Origin of the sequence: Pseudoxanthomonas sp. (genome assembly GCF_035999195.1) — a bacterium.
GTDB lineage: Bacteria > Pseudomonadota > Gammaproteobacteria > Xanthomonadales > Xanthomonadaceae > Pseudoxanthomonas_A.
In genome coordinates this window covers 666,213-686,194 of sequence record NZ_DASYGY010000009.1, presented here as the reverse complement: position 1 = coordinate 686,194, position 19,982 = coordinate 666,213, and the positions used below count along the sequence as shown (strand labels likewise).

The 19,982-nt window shown below is 68.8% G+C and carries 15 protein-coding genes; 12 read left to right on the top strand and 3 right to left on the bottom strand.

The window, feature by feature from the left end; translation table 11 throughout:
- Positions 1 to 6: 6 nt before the first annotated feature.
- From VGN58_RS10365 to VGN58_RS10350, 4 genes are all read left to right on the top strand, one after another.
- Positions 7 to 936: a homoserine kinase gene (locus tag VGN58_RS10365; RefSeq protein ID WP_327483164.1), complete on the top strand. Its 930-nt coding sequence runs from the start codon at positions 7 to 9 to the stop codon at positions 934 to 936.
- Between the two features lie 52 nt (positions 937 to 988).
- A complete protein-coding gene (gene thrC, locus VGN58_RS10360) occupies positions 989 to 2,278 on the top strand; it encodes a threonine synthase (RefSeq protein WP_327483163.1) in 1,290 nt (429 codons plus the stop codon).
- Positions 2,279 to 2,474: 196 nt separating this feature from the next.
- The gene (locus VGN58_RS10355) at positions 2,475 to 3,515 is read left to right on the top strand and encodes a L,D-transpeptidase (RefSeq protein WP_327483162.1); all 1,041 of its coding nucleotides are present in this window, start codon (positions 2,475 to 2,477) and stop codon (positions 3,513 to 3,515) included.
- Positions 3,516 to 3,570: 55 nt separating this feature from the next.
- Positions 3,571 to 4,308 (top strand): murein L,D-transpeptidase catalytic domain family protein, encoded by a 738-nt coding sequence (locus tag VGN58_RS10350; protein WP_327483161.1) that lies wholly within the window; start codon positions 3,571 to 3,573, stop codon positions 4,306 to 4,308.
- A gap of 6 nt (positions 4,309 to 4,314) precedes the next feature.
- On the opposite strand, the gene VGN58_RS10345 is transcribed toward VGN58_RS10350, so the two are convergent.
- Positions 4,315 to 5,175, bottom strand: coding sequence for an MBL fold metallo-hydrolase (locus VGN58_RS10345; protein ID WP_327483160.1), 861 nt, complete (start codon positions 5,173 to 5,175; stop codon positions 4,315 to 4,317).
- Positions 5,176 to 5,249: 74 nt separating this feature from the next.
- Here VGN58_RS10345 and VGN58_RS10340 point away from each other — a divergent pair, with 74 nt between their 5' ends.
- The 4 genes from VGN58_RS10340 (at position 5,250) to VGN58_RS10325 (ending at position 7,847) form a co-directional block, all read left to right on the top strand.
- Complete coding sequence (locus tag VGN58_RS10340) at positions 5,250 to 5,561, top strand: metalloregulator ArsR/SmtB family transcription factor (RefSeq protein WP_327483159.1); 312 nt, start codon at positions 5,250 to 5,252, stop codon at positions 5,559 to 5,561.
- A gap of 10 nt (positions 5,562 to 5,571) precedes the next feature.
- A complete protein-coding gene (locus tag VGN58_RS10335; protein WP_327483158.1) occupies positions 5,572 to 6,093 on the top strand; it encodes a rhodanese family protein in 522 nt (173 codons plus the stop codon).
- 36 nt (positions 6,094 to 6,129) lie between these two features.
- On the top strand, positions 6,130 to 6,612 hold the full coding sequence (locus tag VGN58_RS10330; RefSeq protein ID WP_327483157.1) for an OsmC family protein: 483 nt from the start codon (positions 6,130 to 6,132) through the stop codon (positions 6,610 to 6,612).
- 200 nt (positions 6,613 to 6,812) lie between these two features.
- Positions 6,813 to 7,847 carry a LacI family DNA-binding transcriptional regulator gene (locus VGN58_RS10325; RefSeq protein WP_327484626.1) on the top strand — a complete coding sequence of 345 codons (1,035 nt, stop codon included), beginning with the start codon at positions 6,813 to 6,815 and terminating at the stop codon, positions 7,845 to 7,847.
- A gap of 167 nt (positions 7,848 to 8,014) precedes the next feature.
- On the opposite strand, the gene VGN58_RS10320 is transcribed toward VGN58_RS10325, so the two are convergent.
- Complete coding sequence (locus VGN58_RS10320) at positions 8,015 to 9,703, bottom strand: alpha-amylase family glycosyl hydrolase (protein WP_327483156.1); 1,689 nt, start codon at positions 9,701 to 9,703, stop codon at positions 8,015 to 8,017.
- A complete protein-coding gene (locus VGN58_RS10315) occupies positions 9,703 to 11,088 on the bottom strand; it encodes an MFS transporter (protein WP_327483155.1) in 1,386 nt (461 codons plus the stop codon). Before VGN58_RS10315 ends, VGN58_RS10320 begins: the two co-directional genes overlap by 1 nt.
- Positions 11,089 to 11,461: 373 nt before the next feature.
- Here VGN58_RS10315 and VGN58_RS10310 point away from each other — a divergent pair, with 373 nt between their 5' ends.
- The 4 genes from VGN58_RS10310 (at position 11,462) to VGN58_RS10295 (ending at position 19,943) form a co-directional block, all read left to right on the top strand.
- Positions 11,462 to 13,078: an alpha-glucosidase family protein gene (locus VGN58_RS10310; protein WP_327483154.1), complete on the top strand. Its 1,617-nt coding sequence runs from the start codon at positions 11,462 to 11,464 to the stop codon at positions 13,076 to 13,078.
- Positions 13,079 to 13,131: 53 nt separating this feature from the next.
- A complete protein-coding gene (locus tag VGN58_RS10305) occupies positions 13,132 to 15,897 on the top strand; it encodes an alpha-1,6-glucosidase domain-containing protein (protein WP_327483153.1) in 2,766 nt (921 codons plus the stop codon).
- On the top strand, positions 15,884 to 16,873 hold the full coding sequence (locus VGN58_RS10300) for an alpha/beta hydrolase (RefSeq protein WP_327483152.1): 990 nt from the start codon (positions 15,884 to 15,886) through the stop codon (positions 16,871 to 16,873). Before VGN58_RS10305 ends, VGN58_RS10300 begins: the two co-directional genes overlap by 14 nt.
- 325 nt (positions 16,874 to 17,198) lie before the next feature.
- A complete protein-coding gene (locus VGN58_RS10295; RefSeq protein ID WP_327483151.1) occupies positions 17,199 to 19,943 on the top strand; it encodes a TonB-dependent receptor in 2,745 nt (914 codons plus the stop codon).
- Positions 19,944 to 19,982: the final 39 nt, after the last annotated feature.

Genomic DNA, 19,982 nt, shown 5'->3' with positions numbered 1-19,982 from the left:
CGCCGCATGAGGACGCAGGCGACGGCGTTCTCGCCGGCATCGGTGGGCAACGTCGGTGTGGGGTTCGACATCCTGGGCCATGTGATCGAAGGCGTCGGCGACACGGTGACGGTCCGTCGCCTCGACACGCCGGAGGTGCGCATCGCCGCGATCCGCGGCGCCACCGTCGACCTGCCGCTGGATGCGCCGGGAAACACGGCGGGCGCGGCATTGATCTCGCTGCGGCAGGCGCTGGCGTTGCCGTTCGGCTTCGAGGTCGAGATCGACAAGGGCATTCCGCTCGGTTCCGGCATGGGCGGTTCCGCCGCCTCATGCGTGGCGGCACTGGTCGCGGCCAATGCGCTGCTCGATGCGCCGCTGACGCACGAACAGCTGTATCCGCATGCGCTGGTCGGCGAGGCCGTCGCCAGCGGCGGCAAGCATGGCGACAACCTCGGGCCGATGCTGCTCGGTGGACTGGTCCTGTCCACGGCTGACCGTCTGGTGCGCGTGCCCGTGCCGGAGCACTGGCACAGCGTGCTCGTGCATCCGGAGGCCATCCTCGAAACGCGCCGCGCACGCGCCGCGCTGCAGGGCGCCTACGAACTGAAGGAATTCGTCGCGCAGAGCGCCAACCTGGCGCTGGTGCTGGCCGGCTGCCATGCGGGCGATGCCGCGCTGGTGCGCGACGGCCTGCGCGATGTGCTGGTCGAACCGCGTCGCGCACCGCTGATCGTCGGTTTCGAGGCGGCCAAGCGGGCGGCGCTGGACGCCGGCGCGATGGGCGCCAGCATTTCCGGCGCCGGGCCCAGCGTGTTCGCGTGGTTCGAGTCGCGCGGCGAGGCGGAAATCGCGGCGCCCGCTGTCCAGGCGGTCTTCGCCGCCGCCGGTTTCGACAGCCAGGCCTGGGTGTCGCCGATCAATGCGACCGGCGCCGAACTGCTGCCCGCCGACTGACGTCCCACCCGGTCGTCCCGCGCTGCGCGGGGCGCCTTGCCTACGACAGACCATGAACTTCATCTCGACCCGCAACACCGCACCCGCCGCCACGCTCAGCCAGGCCATCGCGGCCGGACTCGCGCCCGATGGCGGACTGTATGTTCCCGACGCACTTCCGCCGCCCCGCGACCTGGTCGCCGGGCGCGACATCGCCGACACCGCGGCCACGCTGCTGGCGCCGTTCTTCGCCGGCGACGCGCTGGGGGGCGAGCTGGCGGCGATCTGCCGCGAAGCCTTCGATTTTCCGGCGCCGCTGCGCCCGCTCGGAACGCCGGACGATCATGTGCTGGAGCTGTTCCATGGCCCGACGGCGGCATTCAAGGATTTCGGCGCGCGCTTTCTCGCCGCGAGCATGACGCGGCTGCGGCGCGATGCGGGCAAGCCACTGACGATCCTCGTCGCCACGTCCGGCGATACCGGCGCGGCCGTGGCTGCGGCCTTCCATCGGCAGCCCGGCCTGCGCGTGGTGGTGCTGTATCCGGATGGACGCGTGTCGCCGCGGCAGGCGCACCAGCTGGGCTGCTTCGGCGACAACATCACCGCGCTGCGCGTGGCCGGTTCGTTCGACGACTGCCAGGCGCTGGTGAAGCGGGCGCTCAACGACGCGCACGTGCAGGCGCAGGCACCGCTGAGTTCGGCCAACAGCATCAGCCTGGGCCGGCTACTGCCGCAGATGAGTTACTACGCGCATGCGGCGTTGACGCATCGCGAGGCGACCGGCGAAGTACTGAATCTTGTCGTCCCGACCGGCAATCTGGGCAACGCGCTGGCGGCGATCCTGGCGCGGGCACTGGGCGTGCCGTTGGGACGCATCGCCCTGGCGACGAATGCCAACGCGGTACTGCCCGACTTCTTCGCCGGTGGCGACTACGCACCGACGGCCAGCGTGGCGACGCTGGCGAATGCGATGGATGTGGGCGCGCCCAGCAACTTCGAGCGCCTGCGCTGGCTCTACGCGGGCGACGATGCGGCGTTGCGCGCGGCGTTCAGCGCGTCCGCGGTCGATGACGCAACCATCGGCGAGGTGATCGCCCGTCGGTTCCGCGACCACGCCGAAGTGCATTGCCCGCACTCGGCAACCGCCGTGAAAGTGCTGGAAGACCTGCGCGCCCAAGGCGTGCGCGGTCACTGGGCGGTCGCGGCCACTGCGCATCCGGCCAAGTTCGAAAGCGTGGTGGAGCCCCTGATCGGCCGCACCGTCGAGGTGCCACCGGCACTGGCCGACCTGCTGGCGCGTCCCGCACACGCCGACCCGATCCCCGCCGAGTACGACGCGTTGCGCGAGCGCCTGCTGGCCTAGTCGAACGCTGATACGCCTGTAGGAGCGACGTCAGTCGCGACCGCCCGGCCTGATGGAGAGATTTTTTCGTGCGGGACGGGAACATGGTGGACAGGATTTCCGAGTGGTCACGAGTCTGCGGTCGCGACTGACGTCGCTCCTACAGAGGGGCGTCGCTATATTCGATGCATGAGCGACCTGCGATAAGCTCCCGCCCATGAAACGCACCCTGTCGTCCACCCTCCTGCTCGCTGCGTTGTTCGCCGCGACCACGCCGTCCATCTCGCACGCGCAATCCGCGGTGCCGCAGGCCGATGTCCGTGCGCTCGAGCCGGGCGAGTTCCTGTGGTATCCGCAGATCGCGCCCGAGGGTCCGGTGGTGCTGGTGGTCAGCCTGGACGAGCAGCGCGCCTATGTGTACCGCAACGGCATCGCCATCGGCGTGTCGACGATCAGTTCGGGCAAGGCGGGCAAGGACACGCCGACCGGGGTGTTCACCATCCTGCAGAAGAACAAGGACCACCGCTCCAACCTCTACAACAATGCGCCGATGCCCTACATGCAGCGGCTGACCTGGGACGGCATCGCGCTGCATGGCGGCCACCTGCCGGGCTATCCGGCGTCGCACGGCTGCGTCCGCCTGCCGCAGGCGTTCGCCGAGAAGCTGTTCGGCATCACCCGTTTCGGCGACTCGGTGGTGGTGGCGAACGCCAAGGCTTCGCCGGCCAGTCTGGTGCATCCGGCCGTGCTGGCGCCGGTCACCGCCGGGGGGCAGACAGCGCATCCTGAGCTCGCGCCCTACGAGGTGTACTGGAACGAGTCCGCCTCGCCCGAGGGGCCGGTCAGCATCCTGGTCAGCCTGTACGACCAGCGCGTCTCGGTGCTGCGCAATGGCGTGCTGATCGGTGCGGCGCCGCTGCAGATGGTGCGCGACTTCGCGCTCAACGGCACCGTGCTGCTGGTGATGACGACCGGGATGGAAGACGTGCCCAGCCTGCTCGATCCGCAGCAGAAGGAGCACCGCTGGGTGGCCCATCGCGTACTGGGCGAAGCAGGCGCGCCGATGCCGCCGCTGCGGTCGCTGGGGGATTCGTTCTGGCTCCCGCAGGATTTCGCCCGTCGCCTGTACGGCGTGCTGAAGCCCGGGACGACCGTACTGCTGTCCGATCTGCCGGGCGTGCGCGCAACGCCGGATGACCGGCCCTCCGTGCCGGTCTTGGAATCGGACGAAGGCAACCCCATTCCGGTACCGCGCTGAGCCTTGCGGACGGAATCGGGACGCCGGCGTGATCCATCGCTATCCGGGCCTCCGCATGAACCGATTCCCCTCGCTGCTTTCGCTGTGCATCGCTGCCGCGGCGCTCTCGCCGGCCACCGGCGCACGTGCCGGATCGACCGCCGTCGTCACCCCCGAGCGCCTGGTCGAGCGACTGCACCGCGCGGCGCCCTCGCTCGACCGCGAGGTGCTGTCCCTGGCGGCGCGTGCGATGACCTGTTCGATCCGGCGCGGCGAGTCCGTACCGATGCGCCGGCTCAGCGTGATCGACTATTCGCGGCCGTCCACCCAGCCGCGCCTGTGGGTATTCGACCTGGACGCCGCCCGCCTGCTGTTCGAGGAACGCGTCGCGCACGGACGCAACACCGGTGAGAACCTGGCCACACGCTTCTCCAATGCCACCGGCAGTTACATGTCCAGCCTGGGGGCCTTCGTCACCCAGGAATCCTATCGCGGTGCGAATGGCTACTCGCTGCGTCTGCAGGGGCTGGAGCCGGGCTTCAACGACAAGGCGCGCGAGCGCGCCATCGTCATCCATGGCGCACCCTATGTCAGCGATGCGCTGGTCAACGCGCAGGGACGGCTGGGGCGCAGCCTGGGGTGCCCTGCGGTGCGCACCGCGGTGGCGCAGCCGCTGATCGACAGCATCCGCGGCGGGTCCTTCCTGTTCGCGTACTACCCCGATCCCGCCTGGTTGACGCAGTCGGACCTGCTGGGCGCCGACTGCGGAACCGGGGTCGCCGCCCATCGGGCCTCGGCCACGCCGGGCGGCTGAGCGCGGTCAGAGCTTGAGCGGGATCTTCAGGTAGCGTCGGCCATTGTCTTCCGGCGCCGGCAGGCGGCCGGCGCGGATGTTGACCTGCAGTGACGGCAGCAGCAGCGTCGGTGCCGACAGCGTCGCATCGCGCGCTTCGCGCATCGCCACGAAACGGTCCTCGTCCACGCCGCCGCCGACGTGGACGTTGTGTGACTTTTCGTCGGCGACCGTGGTTTCCCACGCGTAGTGGTCGCGCCCCGGCGCCTTGTAGTCGTGGCACAGGTAGAGGCGCGTGTCGTCCGGCAGCGCCAGCAGTTTCTGGATCGAACGGTACAGAGTGCGCGCATCGCCGCCCGGGAAGTCCGCGCGCGCGGTGCCGTAGTCGGGCATGAACAGCGTGTCGCCGACGAACACCGCATCGCCGATGCGGTAGGACACGCAGGCCGGCGTGTGGCCGGGCGTGTGGATCACCTCGACCTGCAGCCCGCCGAGCGGGAACATCTCGCCGTCGCGGAACAGGCGGTCGAACTCGCGGCCGTCGCCGCTGACATCGTCCAGTCCGAACACCGGCGCAAACGTGCGCTGCACCTCGGTGATGTGTTCGCCGATGCCGACCGGGGCGCCGGTCTTCTCCTTCAGGTAGGGCGCGGCGCTGAGATGATCGGCATGCGCATGCGTTTCCAGGATCCACTGGACCGCCAGCTCATGGTCGGCGATGAAGCCGAGCAGCGTGTCCGCGGCGCGGTGCGAGGCGCGCCCGGAGCGGTGGTCGTAGTCCAGCACCGGATCGATGATCGCGGCATGGCGCGTGGCCGGGTCCCAGACCACGTAGGTGACGGTGTTGGTCGCCTCGTCGAACCAGGCGTGCAGGGCAGGGGTGGCCATGGGATCTCCGCTGGGGGTTGTCTTTTGATTTAGAAAATACTAAATTAAGAGGCATCTTAAGTAAAGGCAGCCCGATGCCCTTCAAGCAACGAGAACTGGACCAGCTGCGCGCCAGCGCCGCCGACGCGGCGGCGTTGATGCGGGCACTGGGGCATGACGGCCGGCTGCTGGTCCTGTGCACCCTGGTCGCGCAGGGCGAGTGTAGTGCGGGCGAACTGGCGCAGCAGGTCGGGCTCAGCCCGTCCGCGTTGTCGCAGCATCTTGCCCGGATGCGCGACGACGGGCTGGTCGAAAGTCGGCGCGAGGCCCAGAGCGTTTACTACCGCATCGCCGAACCGCGCGTGGCGCGGGTCGTGGCGCTGTTGAAAGACCTGTACTGCCCTTGAGGAGGCACCCATGACGATTCCCTCGATCTCACCCGAACAGGCCCAGGCGCTGTTGGCCGACGGCGCCCTGCTGGTGGACATCCGCAATCACGACGAACATGCGCGCGAGCACATCCCGGGCGCGATGCTGTGGCCGGTCTCGCAGCCGACGGCGTCGCTGTCCACGGGCAGCGCGAAGACGGTGATCTTCCATTGCCGTTCCGGCGTGCGTACGCAGGCCAACGCCGCCACGCTGGCGGCTGCGGCGGGATGCGAGGCGTTCCTGATGTCCGGCGGACTGGACGCCTGGAAGCGGGCCGGCCTGCCGGTCCGGCAGGACCGCCGCCAGCCGATCGAACTGATGCGGCAGGTGCAGATCGCCGCCGGTTCGCTGGTGCTGGCGGGCGTGCTGGTGGCGGCCACGCTGTCGCCTTATGGTCTGCTGCTGTCCGGCTTCGTCGGCGCCGGGCTGGTGTTCGCCGGCGTCAGCGGTTTCTGCGGCATGGCGCGCCTGTTGGCGGCGATGCCCTGGAACCGGCGCGCAATGCCATGATCCATGCCTGCCGCTGTCCATCGAACGGAGCCGTCCATGACTGAGTCGCAAGAGATCCGAATCACCCTCGAACAGGAAGAGGACTACAGCTTCCGCATCCGCTTCGACGACACCACCATCGCCGACCTGATGGCGGACGAGCCGCCGCCGCTGGGCAAGGGCGAGGGCCCGAACCCGACGCGGCTGCTGGTGGCGGCGGTGGCCAACTGCCTGTCGGCCAGCCTGCTGTTCGCGCTGCGCAAGTTCAGGAACACGCCCGGCAGGCTGGTCACGCACGCCACGGCGGAACTGGTGCGCAACGAGCAGGGCCGGCTGCGGGTCGGCCACCTCCACGCCGATATCCGGCTGGCCGAGGCCGGCGCGGCGCACGCTTCCCTGGAACGCATCCTGGCCCAGTTCGAGAACTTCTGCGTGGTGACCGAGAGCGTCCGTCACGGCATCGACGTGTCCGTCAGCGTCACCGACGCCGATGGCGTGCAGCTGCACGGCACTGCACGGGCGAAGCCGGGCAAGTCCTGAGCGGTGGATGGAAGCCGGCTGCGACTGCTCGTGTGGGAGCGACGTAAGTCGCGATGAAGCTTTACCAGTGGCCTTTCGCGACTTATGTCGCTCCCACAAGGGCGAGGAAAGCCGGGCAAGCCTCGCGCCCCCGGATCGCCGCCGGCGGCCGGGCGTGGCATGATCCTGCCCTCCGTCGTCCGTAGCCGAAGCCGTCCGTGATCGCGCCCATCAAGGGGAAGGCCACCTCGCTGGACATCGCCCACCTGGCGGGCGTGTCGCAGCCCACCGTGTCGCGCGCGCTGCGCGGCAGCCCGATGGTCAACGAGGAAACGCGCAAGCGCATCCTCGCCATCGCCGAGCAGCTCAACTACAAGGTCGACAAGAACGCCTCCAACCTGCGCCGTCAGCATTCCGGCACGCTGGCGCTGCTGTTCTTCGAGGACCCGACGCCGGACGAATCGGCGATCAATCCGTTCTTCCTGTCGATGCTCGGCAGCATCACCCGCGCCAGCGCGTTGCGCGGCTACGACCTGCTGATCTCGTTCCAGCAGCTGTCCAACGACTGGCAGGCCGACTACGAGGACAGCAAGAAGGCCGACGGCATCATCCTGCTGGGTTACGGCGACTACCTCGAATCGCGTGGCCGGCTGGAGCGCCTGGTCGAGCAGGGCACGCATTTCGTCCGCTGGGGCGCCGTGCAGCCGGACACGCCCGGCGTGTCGATCGGCTGCGACAACACCCAGGGCGGCCACGACATCACCGCGCACCTGATCGCGCAGGGTCGCCGCCGCATCGCCTTCCTCGGCCACGCCTCCAACCATTATCCGGAGTTCTTCGAGCGCTACCTGGGCCACCGGCAGGCACTGGAAGCGGCCGGCCTGACGGCGGATCCCGCGCTGCAGGTCGATGCGATCACCACCGAACAGTCGGGCCATGAAGCGGCCAGCGCGCTGCTCGCGCGGGGCGTGGCGTTCGATGCCGTGTTCGCCGCCAGCGATCTGATCGCGGTCGGCGCGATGAAGGCCTTGATGGAGCACGGAAAGCGGGTGCCGGAGGATGTCGCCGTGGCCGGGTTCGACGACATCCCGCTGGCCAGTTCGATGAACCCCGGTCTCTCCACCGTGCAGCAGGACACCAAGCGCGCCGGCACCTTGCTGGTGGAAACGCTGCTGGCGCTGATCGATGGCGAACCGGCCGAAAGCCAGGTCATCCCGGTGAAGCTGGCGCTGCGCGGTTCCACCGCCGTGAAATGAGGGGTCTCCTGTAGGAGCGACGTCAGTCGCGACCGCACCCCAGACGGATCAGGAAACGCCGACGGCGCCGGATGTCGGAATTCACAGCGTGTCGCACGATCCTGCGGTGATGTGGAATCAAAGTGTGCGGTCGCGACTGACGTCGCTCCTACAGCGGTCTTCTTGGCTCAATCCGCTTTCGGCGACTTGCGCTCCATCAGTTCGGCCAGGCGCGCGCGGGTGTCGGCGCGGGTGATCGGCGCGTCCAGCAGGAACACGCGCACGCCATGCGCCGGCACGTCCGCCTGCAGGCGGTCGCGCACGCGCTGGGTCTTGCCGGTGAACGCATCGCGCCAGGTGCCGGCCTGCAGGTGATCGGACACCGACAACGTCACCGGCGCGTCGGCCTTGTTCAGCAGCACCAGCGCCGTCTGGTTGATGCCCTCGTGCTGGAGCACGCGGTAGAAGATCGCCTGGTCGCCCTTCAGGCGCACGTTGAGCTGCAGGCCGCGCTGCAGGGCCGGCGTGTCCCGGCGCAACTGGGCGATGCGCCTGAGCGGGGCGAAGATGGGGCTCTGCGGTGCCGCGTCGATGCGTTCCTGGCCGAAGTAATTGCGGTTGCCCGCGTGCTCGGCGTTGCCGCGCTCGAAGCCCACCTCCGAGCCGTAGTAGATCACCGGAATGCCGCGCGCGGTGAACAGCCAGTGGTGCGCGTCGATGAAGCCTTGATCGCTGGCCTTCATGCGCGCCATGTCGTGGTTGTCGTAGAACGTCATGAGGTCGTACGGATTGGCGTACGGGCCGTCTTCCAGGTACAGCGCCTTGCCGATCTCCTCGAAGCCGGTGCCGGGCTTCTCGAAGACCTCGGTCAGCTTCGCCTTCAGCGGGAAGTCCAGCACGCTGTAGCGGCCGTTGCGCGCCCAGGTGTGGCCGGCGATGCTGGCGGCGTCGTAGTTGAAGTTCTCGCCGAACATGAAGAAGCCCGGATTCTTCGCGCGGATGCGGTCGGCGAATTCCTTCCAGAACGCGTGCGGCATCCAGGCGATGGTGTCCACGCGGAACGCGGCGGCGCCCTGGTCGATCCACTGCTCGTACGCGCCGACCAAATAGTCCATCACCGCCGGATTGTGTTCGTTGAAGTCCGACAGCTGCGCCAGTCCGCCGCCGGTGTTGTAGAACGCGTGCAGCGGCTTGCGGCGCGGGTCGAGCTTGTCCGGATCCAGGTTCTGGTGGTCGGCGACCAGTTTCCCGTCCTTGTCCCAGAGCTTGCCGTACTGCGGCTGCATCGTCGGCATCGAGTAGGCAGGCGAGCCGTGGTTGGCAACGATATCCAGCACCACGTCCAGCTTCTGTTCCTTCATCCCACGGGTGAATCCGGCGAAGTCGAGGCCTTCACTGGGCAGGTGCTCGTCGAGCATGTAGAAGTTGATGCCCCAGTAGCCGTGGTAGCCGGTCTTGCCACGGTCGGTGAACATGCCTTCCCACGTCACCTCGTCGCCGCCGGTGAAGGCTTCGTCCGGGTTGTCGACGATCGGGGTGATCCACACCGAGGTGAAACCGAGGTCGCGGATGTAGCCGGCGTTGTCCAGCACGCCCTTGAAGTCGCCGCCCAGATAGCCGACGTTGTCGCTCCGCCCGGCCGGTGCGCCCGGGGTGGGGCGGTCGAAGGTGCGGTGCTTGCCGCCCTGGTCGCGCTGGTCGTTCGACGGGTCGCCGTTGACGAACCGATCGGTCAGCACGAAGTAGACGGCTTCCTTCGCGAAGGGTTCGGTGGTGCCGTAGAACGTATCGGCAGGCGCGGCGGCCAGCGCGGCCGCAGGCGCGGACAGCAACGAGGCCAGCAGCAGGGCGAGCGGGCGGGGGGTGGGAAGACGCATCAGTGCACCTGCGGCTGGATGGAGGAGGGGGCATCGCGGGTTTCGCGCACGCCGGCGAGCGACAACGCCGCGATCAGCAGGCTTGCCCCGCTGATGACCAGGGCGAAGATCGCCTGGTTGTCGAACAGGCCCCGCAACGCCGGGCCGAGCACGGTCGCCGCCACGATCTGCGGTACCACGATGAACATGTTGAAGATGCCCATGTAGATGCCCATCTTCTCCGCGGGCACATGGCTGGACAGCAGCGCGTACGGCATCGACAGGATGCTGGCCCAGGCCACCCCGACCAGCGCGAACGAGCCGATCAGCCACGACGGCTGCGGCACGAACCACATCGACAGGAAGCCCAGGCCACCCAGCACCAGCGAGCCGGCGTGCACGGCCTTCCGGTTCAACGGCAGGCGCGCGGCATAGAAGCTGAGCAGAAGGGCCACCAGCATCGACGACAGGCCGTAGTAGCCCATGTACGAGCCCACCAGGTCCGCCGCGTCCTGGAACGCGGCGTTGGCGGACTGGAATGCCGCTGCCTGCGCCGGCACCGCCATGTCGAACGCGGCGGGATCTGGTGCGGCTGCCTTGAACACGTGCTCGGTCAGGCCGGGCGTCGCCATGCTCCACATGGCGAAGAACGCCAGCCAGCTGAAAAACTGCACCACGCCCAGCCGGCGCATCTGGGCGGGCATGTGGACCACATGATGGAAGATCTCGCTGACGACATTGCCCTGCGCGCGCTTTTCCGCCTTGAAGCGTTCCAGATCCTCCGGCGGATACTCGCGCGTGGTGAGCACGGTCACCAGGATGCTGGCCATGAACACGAAGGCGCCGATGGCGAAGGCGATCTTCACCGACGGCGGCACCACGCCCGGACCGGCCTCGTTCGGGACGCCGAGCTGGGTGACGAACCACGGCAGGTTGCTGGCCACCCAGGTGCCGATGCCGATGATCAGGGTCTGCAGCACGAAGCCGTAGGAGCGCTGTTCCTCCGGCAGTTTGTCGGCCACCAGCGCGCGGAACGGTTCCATGCTGATGTTGATGCTGGCATCCAGCACCCACAGCAGGCCGGCGGCGATCCACAACGTCGGCGAGTGCGGCATGAAGACCAGCGCGATCGAACTGAGGATCGCGCCGGCCAGGAAGTAAGGGCGGCGACGGCCCAGCCACGGATGCCAGGTACGGTCGCTGAAGTAGCCGATCACCGGTTGCACCAGCAGGCCGGTCAGTGGCGCGGCGATCCACAGCAGGGGCAGGGCGTCCTTCTCCGCGCCGAGCGTCTGGAAGATCCTCGACATGAAGCCGCCCTGCAGCGCGAATCCGAACTGGATGCCGAGGAAGCCGAACGACATGTTCCATATCTGCCAGAAGGACAGGCGGGGCTTGGCGGTCATTCGGATTCCCTGGCGGCGTGGTGCGGTCGAAGTGCGTACTCGCCATGGCGAGCGTGGCGGCATCTTGCCGACAAGCGCGGCCGATTCCATGCTGCACCGCAAACAACATCGCCCTGCGCTGCGAAGGGCTTCGACGTGGGCGTGATCTCCACGCGCATGTCGCAAACCCTTGGTGCGCCTGCCTTTCCGAGATGCTGCCTGCGGATCGACCTGCGACGGTCGCCCGCGGACGCGAGCCATCGGGCGCATGAGCTGCATACGTATTCATGCCTGCGCGCCACGCGTCACACTCACGCGTGGCGACGGCTCGTGGAATAGTGGCGCCCGCCGAGCGCACCGGAGGGGTGCGCTACGCATTGCGACGGGTGCATCGATGACGAAGAACAACTGGTGGCGCGGCGCGGTGATCTACCAGATCTACCCCCGCAGCTTCCTGGACACCAACGGGGACGGCGTCGGCGACCTGCCGGGCATCGTCGAGAAGCTCGACTACATCGCCGGCCTGGGCGTGGATGCCATCTGGATCTCGCCGTTCTTCAAGTCGCCGATGGCCGACTTCGGCTACGACATCGCCGACTACCGCGACGTCGATCCGCTGTTCGGCACGCTGGAGGACTTCGACCGCCTGCTGGCCAAGGCGCACGCGCTGGGCGTCAAGGTGATGATCGACCAGGTGCTGAGCCACTGCTCGGCCGAGCATGCGTGGTTCAAGGAGAGCCGCGAGAGCCGCGACAACGCGAAGGCCGACTGGTACGTGTGGGCCGATCCGAAGGAAGACGGCACGCCGCCCAACAACTGGATGTCGCTGTTCGGCGGCGTCGCTTGGCGCTGGGAGCCGCGCCGGGAGCAGTACTACCTGCACAACTTCCTGGCCAGCCAGCCCGACCTGAACTTCCACAACCCGGCGGTGCAGCAGGCCACGCTGGACAACGTGCAGTTCTGGCTGGACCGGGGCGTCGACGGCCTGCGCCTGGACGCCATCAACTTCTGTTTCCACGACGCGCAGCTGCGCGACAACCCGCCCAAGCCGAAGGACCAGCGCGTGGGGCGCGGCTTCAGTCCCGACAATCCCTACGCCTACCAGTACCACTACTACAACAACACGCAGCCGGAGAACCTGCCGTTCCTGGAGCGGTTGCGTGCGTTGCTGGACCGGTATCCGGACGCGGCCGCGCTGGGCGAGATCTCCTCCGAGGACTCGCTGGCGACCACCGCCGAGTACGTCACCGACCAGCGCCTGCACATGGGCTACAGCTTCGAGCTGCTGACCGACGACGGCAGCGCGGCCTACATCCGCGGCACGGTCGAGCGGCTGGAAGCGGCGATGGCCGAAGGCTGGCCGTGCTGGGCGGTGTCCAACCACGACGTGCAGCGCGCGGTGACGCGCTGGGGCAATGGTGATGCCTCGCCCGCGCTGGCGGCGCAACTGGTGGCGCTGGTGTGCTCGCTTCGCGGCTCCGTCTGCCTGTACCAGGGCGAGGAACTGGGCCTGCCGGAAGCCGACGTCCCTTACGAGGCGCTGCAGGACCCCTACGGCAAGACCTTCTGGCCGAACTTCAAGGGCCGCGACGGCTGCCGCACCCCGATACCGTGGAGCGACGGTGAGCAGGCGGGCTTCAGCGAGGGGCAGCCGTGGCTGCCGATTCCCGCCGACCATCGCGCCATCAATGTCGCCGCGCAGCAGGACGATCCCACCTCCGTGCTCAATCGGGTGCGCGGCTTCCTGGCCTGGCGGCGCAGCCAGCCCGCGCTGCGCCGCGGCGGCATCCGCTTCCTGGAGGCGCCCGAGCCGGTACTGGCCTTCGTGCGCGAAGGCGACGGGCAGCGCCTGTTGGTGGTGTTCAACCTCTCGCCGCAGGACGTGGACTGGCGGCTGCCGTCCGGGCTCGTCGTGCACGCGGTCGACGGACACGGCCTGCTGCAGGGCGCGCTCGCGGGCGATCGCCTGTCGCTGCCTCCGCGCGGCGTGTTCTACGCGCGCATCGACTGAGGCGTGGCCGCGCGGGCGCACCCCGGCGGTGCCACCAGGTGGAGGACAGGCGGATGAACGGAGCATCGCGGAGACGATGGCTGGCGGTCGGCGTGCTGGCGGCGGCCGCCTGGCCGTGGGCAGCGGTTGCCGGCGATACGGACGCGCATCGCCATGCGGCCTGCGACGCGCCGGACACCGCCATGCGCCTGCAGGCGAGCGCCGCAGCGGCGGGCGACGACCACGCATCCGCCTACTGGCTGGACGCACGTACCGTGCGCTGGCCGGGCAAGCCGGCCGACGGCCGCTATCGGCTGCATTACGCCGAACACGCCACGCTGGTCGCCGCACGCGGCCGCCCGGTGGCCGGTGGCGACGCCCACCTGACCCTGTCGCGTGCGGATGCACTGCCGCCGGCGCTGGCCGAGCGCTTCCGCTTCGTGCCGGCGGGCGTGGACCTCGCCGTCGCTGACGCGCAGGCAGACCGGATTCCGCGCTGGCTGCGCGGACAGCTGCTGCTGGTCCAGGAAGACGCCGCCGGTCGCGTCCTCGACAGTACGGCCCTGCAATCGCCGGGCGCGCTGGACGACCGGTACGCCGTCGCGACCGCGCTGCCCGACCTGGGCGCGCGGGTCGCCGATGGCGCAACCGCCTTCCGCCTCTGGGCGCCGACGGCGCGCACGGTGGCGGTCTGCGTGTACGCGAGCGGCGACTCGCCGGCGCTGGCGATGCACGAAATGGTGCGCGACGACGCCACCGGCGCCTGGTCGTGGCGCACGCAGGACGACCTGTCGGGCCGCTACTACACCTATCTCGTCGATGTGTACGTGCGCGGACTGGGCTTCGTGCGCAACCGGGTGACCGATCCGTATTCGATCAGCCTGACCACCGACTCCCGGCGCAGCTACATAGCCGACCTGGACGCACCCGCACTGAAGCCGGCAGGCTGGGACGACGCGCCGCGCCCTGAGCGCGTGCGCACGCAGACCGATATGGCGGTCTACGAACTGCATGTGCGCGACTTCTCCATCGGCGATGCCAGCGTGCCCGCCGCGCATCGGGGCACCTATCTGGCGTTTACCGACAGCGGCTCCGACGGCATGCGCCACCTGCGCGCACTGTCCGATGCCGGCATGACGGACGTGCACCTGCTGCCGGTGTTCGACATCGCCACCATCCCCGAGGCCGGCTGCGTGACGCCGGACGTTCCCGATGCGCCGCCGGACAGCGAAGCCCAGCAGGCGGCGGTGATGGCGGTCGCCGCGCGCGACTGTTTCAACTGGGGCTACGACCCCTTCCACTTCAATGCCCCGGAAGGCAGCTACGCCAGCGATGCGGTCGACGGTGCGCGCCGCATCGTCGAGTTCCGGCGCATGGTGATGGCGTTGAACGCGATCGGCCTGCGCGTGGGCATGGACGTGGTCTACAACCACACCACCACCTCCGGGCAGGCGGCCAGTTCGGTGCTGGACCGCATCGTGCCCGGCTACTACCACCGCCTGGACGGCACGGGCGCGGTGGAGCAGTCCACCTGCTGCGAGAACACCGCCACCGAGCACGCCATGATGGCCAGGCTGATGATCGATTCGGCCGAGCTGTGGGCGCGGCATTACCGGATCGCGTCCTTCCGCTTCGACCTGATGGGGCACCAGCCGCGCGCGGCGATGGAAGCCCTGAAGCGCCGTGTCGAGGCCGCCACCGGTCGCGAGGTGCAGCTGATCGGCGAGGGCTGGAACTTCGGCGAGGTCGCCGACGGCGCCCGGTTCGTGCAGGCCTCGCAGCGGTCGTTGAACGGGTCCGGCATCGGCACCTTCAGCGACCGCACGCGGGACGCACTGCGGGGCGGTGGACCGACCGACAGCGGCGAGGCGCTGGTGAAGGAGCAGGGCTGGCTCAATGGACTGGTGTACGCGCCCAATGCGATGGCCGACCCGGCGCGTCCCCGCGAGGACCTGCTGAAGGCGGCGGACCTGGTGCGCGTGGGCCTGGCCGGTACGCTGCGCGACTTTCCGCTGGAGACGTGGGACGGCCGCAGCAGGATGCTGAGCGACATCGACTACAAGGGCCAGCCGGCCGGCTACGCCAGCCAGCCCGGCGAGGCGGTGAACTACGCCGAGAACCACGACAACCAGACCCTGTTCGACATCAACGTGTTCAAGCTGCCGCGCGACACCCCGGCCGCCGACCGCGCACGCGTGCAGGTGCTGGGCATGGCGGTGACCGCGTTCAGCCAGGGCGTGGCGTATTTCCACGCGGGCATCGAGACGCTGCGCTCCAAGTCGCTGGACCGCAACAGCTACGATTCCGGCGACTGGTTCAACCGCCTGGACTGGCGCGGCCGCGACAACTTCTTCGGTACGGGATTGCCGCCGGCCACCGACAACGCGGCCAACTGGCCGCTGATGCGACCGCTGCTGGCCGACCCTGCGATCAAGCCCGGCCCCGCGGACATCGCGTTCGCGCGCACCGCGTTCCTCGACCTGCTGCGCATCCGTGCCAGCTCGCCGCTGTTCCGTCTCGACGACGCGCAGGAGGTGCGGCAGCGCCTGCGTTTCCCGAACAGCGGGACAGGGCAGAACCCGATGGTGGTGGTGGGCCATCTGGACGGCAGCGGACGGGCCGATGCGGGCTTCCGCGAACTCCTCTATTTCATCAATGTGTCGACTGACGCGCAGCGCCTGGTCCTGCCCGAACATGCCGGCAAGCGCTGGACGCTGCATCCCGTACACCGTTCCCCGCAAGCCGCCGACGATCGCCCGCGCCGGCACGGGCGCTACCAGGCGGGCAGTGGGCTGTTCACCGTGCCGGCGCGCACGGCCATGGTGTATGTGGTGGAGTAACGCGGCAGCGAGGGCGTTCGGCGTGCTGCTGATGGCCGCCGCGCTCTGCGCGCGCGTCCACGCATCCGGGCTGCACCACGAACGCCTGCCCGCCGCCGCGCTATCCGCCGATGGCATCGCCTTCACCGTGCATCTGCCCGACGGTTACGACCCGGCCCGCGCCGTCGGCTATCCCGTGCTGTACGTGAACGATGGGCAGGACCGCGACGCCGTGCGGCTGGATGCGACCGCGCGCGCCCTGGTGGCGAGCGGACGCATCGTGCCGATCATCGTCGTGAGTATCGCCATGCCGCCCGATCGCATGGCGGCCTACGGCCTGTCCGATCGTGCGCGCGGCGCCAGCGTGCCGGGCGATTCCCGCGCCGGGCCGGTAGGCACGCAGGCGCACGCTTACGCCGAATGGATCGCGCAGGTGCTGGTGCCGCATATCGATCGCACCTATCGCACGCAGGACGGACCGTCGGGCCGCACCCTGCTGGGCTGGTCGCTCGGCGGACTGCAGGCCTTCAACATGGGGTGGCGGTACCCGGATCGCTTCGGCCGCATCGGTGCCTTTTCGCCATCGCTGTGGTTGCCCGCGGATCGGAGCAGCCCGCAGGCGGCCGGCCGCACGCGCATCGCGCACCGCTGGGTGGATGCCGACGCGCCGCCGGCCGGCGTGCGCTGGTGGCTCTCGGTGGGCACGCACGAGGAGACCGACGACCGCGATGGCGACGGCATCAACGATGCCCTGGACGATGTGATGGAACTGGCGCTGGGCGGCGATGCGGAAGGCGTCGCCGCCATGCCCCTGCGTGGCCTGGCGCAGCACCGCCTGAGCATCGCGGTCGATCCGGCCGTTCCTTCGTCTGCGGACGCGGACGTCGTGGTCTGGCGGCTGCAGGATGGACGGCACACGCAGGAGGATTGGGCGCGCATGTTGCCGGCGCTCCTGTCGTGGGCATTCGCGACCGGCCGTCAGGACCCTCCGCGCTGAGCCATGCGCGTCGCCACGCGTGCGGCGAGTACGCGCGTTCGCGCGGCACCGGAAACACTGCGAATCCCGCGCTCCGCCGTTGCGCCGAAGCACGTGCCCGCGCATGGCGCGATCCGTTCAGGCCGCGGTTTTCCCGTATGGAACGCGTGTTACGGACCGCCGCGGAAATATGCATGAATACGTATGCAGTGCGATTTGTGCGACTGCGCACGCCACTACCATGGCCGCACATTCCGGGGCGCCTTGCCCTGGCATGGAAGACCGGGGCGATCGCAATGTGCGACGTCGCCGGTTCATCGCATACAACGTCCTTGGAGAGGGGAACATGCAATTCAAGCGCAACCTGCTGAGCGCGGCGTTGGCGTCCGCCATCGCGCTCACCGCGACCGGTGTACAGGCCCAGACCGCCCAGACCGCCACCGACCAGACGCCCGCGACCGACGCGACCGAACTCGACACCGTCGTCGTCACCGGCATCCGCCGCGGCATCGAGAGTGCGATTTCGGTCAAGCGCGATTCCACCTCCATCGTCGAAGCGATCTCCGCCGAAGACATCGGCAAGCTGCCCGACGTGAGCATCGCCGAGTCGCTGGCGCGCCTGCCCGGTCTGGCCGCGCAGCGCGTCGCCGGTCGCGCGCAGGTGATCAGCGTGCGCGGCCTGTCGCCCGACTTCTCCACCACGCTGCTCAACGGCCGCGAGATGGTCAGCACCGGCGACAACCGCAGCGTCGAGTTCGACCAGTATCCGTCCGAGCTGGTCAGCGGCGTGACCGTGTACAAGACGCCCGACGCCGGCCTGGTCGGCCAGGGCCTGTCCGGCACGGTCGACATGCAGACCGTGCGTCCGCTGAGCTTCGACGCGCCGGTCGGTGCGATCGGCGTGCGCGGCCAGCGCAACTCGCTGGGCGCCGCCGCCGATGCCTCGGCCTACGGCGAGCGCATCAACGCCAGCTACATCACCCAGAACGAAGCGCGCACCTTCGGCTTCTCGATCGGCTATTCGCACTCGACCACGCCGGTGCAGGAAAACCAGGTGGGCCTGTACGAGCCGTGGAAGACCGACGCCCGCCCGGGCCTGCCCGCCGGCACGTTCGCCACCGACGGCATGAAGGCCCTGCGCCGCACCGGCGAGACCAAGCGTGACGGCGTGATGGCCACGCTGCAGTTCCGCCCGTCCAATGCCTGGACCAGCACGCTGGACCTGTTCTACTCCGAGGCCGAGCAGGAGAACACGGCCAACCAGTGGGAAGTCAACACGCAGTACAACGGCAACTTCCCGTGCAACCCGGACTGCGTCTACAGCAACGTGTCGCTGCGCAACGGTTCGTTCGCCGGCGGCACGCTGACCGGCGTCTACCCGCTGGTGCGCGGCATGTACAACTACCGCGAGGACGAGATCCAGGCGTTCGGCTGGAACAACGAGTTCAACGTCGGCTCGGTACGCCTCACCGCCGACGTCAGCTGGTCCATGACCTCGCGCGACGAGATCAATCTAGAGAACAACACGCAGTTGCTGCCCAACCCGCAGCTCGACACCATCGAGCTGGCGATCCGCCGCGGCAGCTTCTCGCAGATGGCGCCGGGGCTGGATTACTCGGACGCCTCGCGCCTGTTCCTGGCCAACACCATCTACGGTTCCGGCTACGGCAAGACGCCGAAGGTGGAGGACGAACTGCGCGGCGTGAAGCTGGCGGCCTCGTTCCCGCTGCCCGAAGCGATGGGCTGGTTCACCGATCTGGACCTGGGCCTGAACTACGCCGACCGCGAGAAGACCAAGCGCCAGCCGGAGGGCAACATCAACCTCGGCGCGCAGGGTGTCAGCGCGATCGCGCCCGACCTGCAGTACGGCCTGGTGGACCTGAGCTTCGCCGGCATCGGCTACATCCCGTCGTGGAACGTGCCGGCGGCGGTCGCCCGCTACATGACCTTCAATCCGGTCGACGACCTGTCCTACCTGATTCCGAAGGCGTGGGACGTCAACGAGAAGATCTCGACCGGCTTCGCGCGCGCCAACATCGACACCGAATGGGGCTCGGTGCCGGTGCGCGGCAACATCGGCTTCCAGGTCCAGCACGTGGACCAGTCTTCGACCTCGCGTTACTGGGACGGCACGCGTCCGGCCGGCCAGAACGTCCAGCCGATCACCCGCGGCAAGACCTACACCGACGTGCTGCCGAGCCTGAACCTGGCGTTCTCGCTGCCGGCGGACCAGACGCTGCGCGTGGGCCTGGCCGAGCAGGTCGCCCGTCCGCGCGTGGACGAACTGCGCGCCTCGCTGGAGTTCGGCGTCAACACGGCCACCGGCGAGCCCGGTGGCGGTGGCGGCAATCCGGAACTGGATCCGTGGCGGGCCTATGCGTTCGACGTGTCGTGGGAGAAGTACTTCGGCACCAAGGCGTACGTGGCGGCGGCGTTCTTCTACAAGGACCTGCGCACCTACATCTACACCGAGGCGCGCGACGGCTACGACTTCAGCGACCTGCTGACCGACTACGTGCCCGGACCGGGCGAGCCGCCGACCCAGAGCATCGGCCGTTTCACCGCGCCGTACAACGGCACGGGTGGTTCGCTGAAGGGTCTGGAGCTGACCGCTTCGCTGCCGCTGGACCTGTTCAGCGATGCGCTGCAGGGCTTCGGCGTGATCGCCAGCGCCGGCTTCAACGACAGCGACATCACCATCCCGCCGCCGCCGAACGCGCAGAGCAGCGTGGGCAGCCAGAACATCATGCTGCCGGGTCTGTCCGAGCGTGTGTACAACTTCACGGCGTACTACGAGCGCAACGGGTTCGAGGCGCGCGTCAGCCAGCGTCGCCGTTCGGACTTCATCGGCGAGATCGGCAACTTCGACGGCGACCGTTCGCTGCGCTACGTGGTCGGCGAGAACATCACCGACGCGCAGATCAGCTACTCGTTCCCGGAAGGTCACGCGCTGGGCGGCCTGAGCATCCTGCTGCAGGCCAGCAACCTGACCGACGAGGCGTACCAGACCTATGCCGGCACCAAGGACCGTCCGCTCGAGTACATCGAGTGGGGCCGCACCTACCTGCTGGGCGTCAACTACAAGTTCTGATCCCCGCGGTACCTTGCTCTCCCAAGCCCGCCGGCGTCA

What these genes read in the sequence shown, in the direction of transcription:
- VGN58_RS10350 (WP_327483161.1), top strand. Translation starts at nt 3,571, where the DNA reads ATGAACCGATTCCCCTCGCTGCTTTCGCTGTGCATCGCTGCCGCGGCG.
- VGN58_RS10300 (WP_327483152.1), top strand. Translation starts at nt 15,884, where the DNA reads ATGTGGTGGAGTAACGCGGCAGCGAGGGCGTTCGGCGTGCTGCTGATG.
- VGN58_RS10320 (WP_327483156.1), bottom strand. Translation starts at nt 9,703, where the DNA reads ATGCGTCTTCCCACCCCCCGCCCGCTCGCCCTGCTGCTGGCCTCGTTG.
- thrC (WP_327483163.1), top strand. Translation starts at nt 989, where the DNA reads ATGAACTTCATCTCGACCCGCAACACCGCACCCGCCGCCACGCTCAGC.
- VGN58_RS10355 (WP_327483162.1), top strand. Translation starts at nt 2,475, where the DNA reads ATGAAACGCACCCTGTCGTCCACCCTCCTGCTCGCTGCGTTGTTCGCC.
- VGN58_RS10310 (WP_327483154.1), top strand. Translation starts at nt 11,462, where the DNA reads ATGACGAAGAACAACTGGTGGCGCGGCGCGGTGATCTACCAGATCTAC.
- VGN58_RS10340 (WP_327483159.1), top strand. Translation starts at nt 5,250, where the DNA reads ATGCCCTTCAAGCAACGAGAACTGGACCAGCTGCGCGCCAGCGCCGCC.
- VGN58_RS10315 (WP_327483155.1), bottom strand. Translation starts at nt 11,088, where the DNA reads ATGACCGCCAAGCCCCGCCTGTCCTTCTGGCAGATATGGAACATGTCG.
- VGN58_RS10295 (WP_327483151.1), top strand. Translation starts at nt 17,199, where the DNA reads ATGCAATTCAAGCGCAACCTGCTGAGCGCGGCGTTGGCGTCCGCCATC.
- VGN58_RS10345 (WP_327483160.1), bottom strand. Translation starts at nt 5,175, where the DNA reads ATGGCCACCCCTGCCCTGCACGCCTGGTTCGACGAGGCGACCAACACC.
- VGN58_RS10305 (WP_327483153.1), top strand. Translation starts at nt 13,132, where the DNA reads ATGAACGGAGCATCGCGGAGACGATGGCTGGCGGTCGGCGTGCTGGCG.
- VGN58_RS10365 (WP_327483164.1), top strand. Translation starts at nt 7, where the DNA reads ATGAGGACGCAGGCGACGGCGTTCTCGCCGGCATCGGTGGGCAACGTC.
- VGN58_RS10335 (WP_327483158.1), top strand. Translation starts at nt 5,572, where the DNA reads ATGACGATTCCCTCGATCTCACCCGAACAGGCCCAGGCGCTGTTGGCC.
- VGN58_RS10330 (WP_327483157.1), top strand. Translation starts at nt 6,130, where the DNA reads ATGACTGAGTCGCAAGAGATCCGAATCACCCTCGAACAGGAAGAGGAC.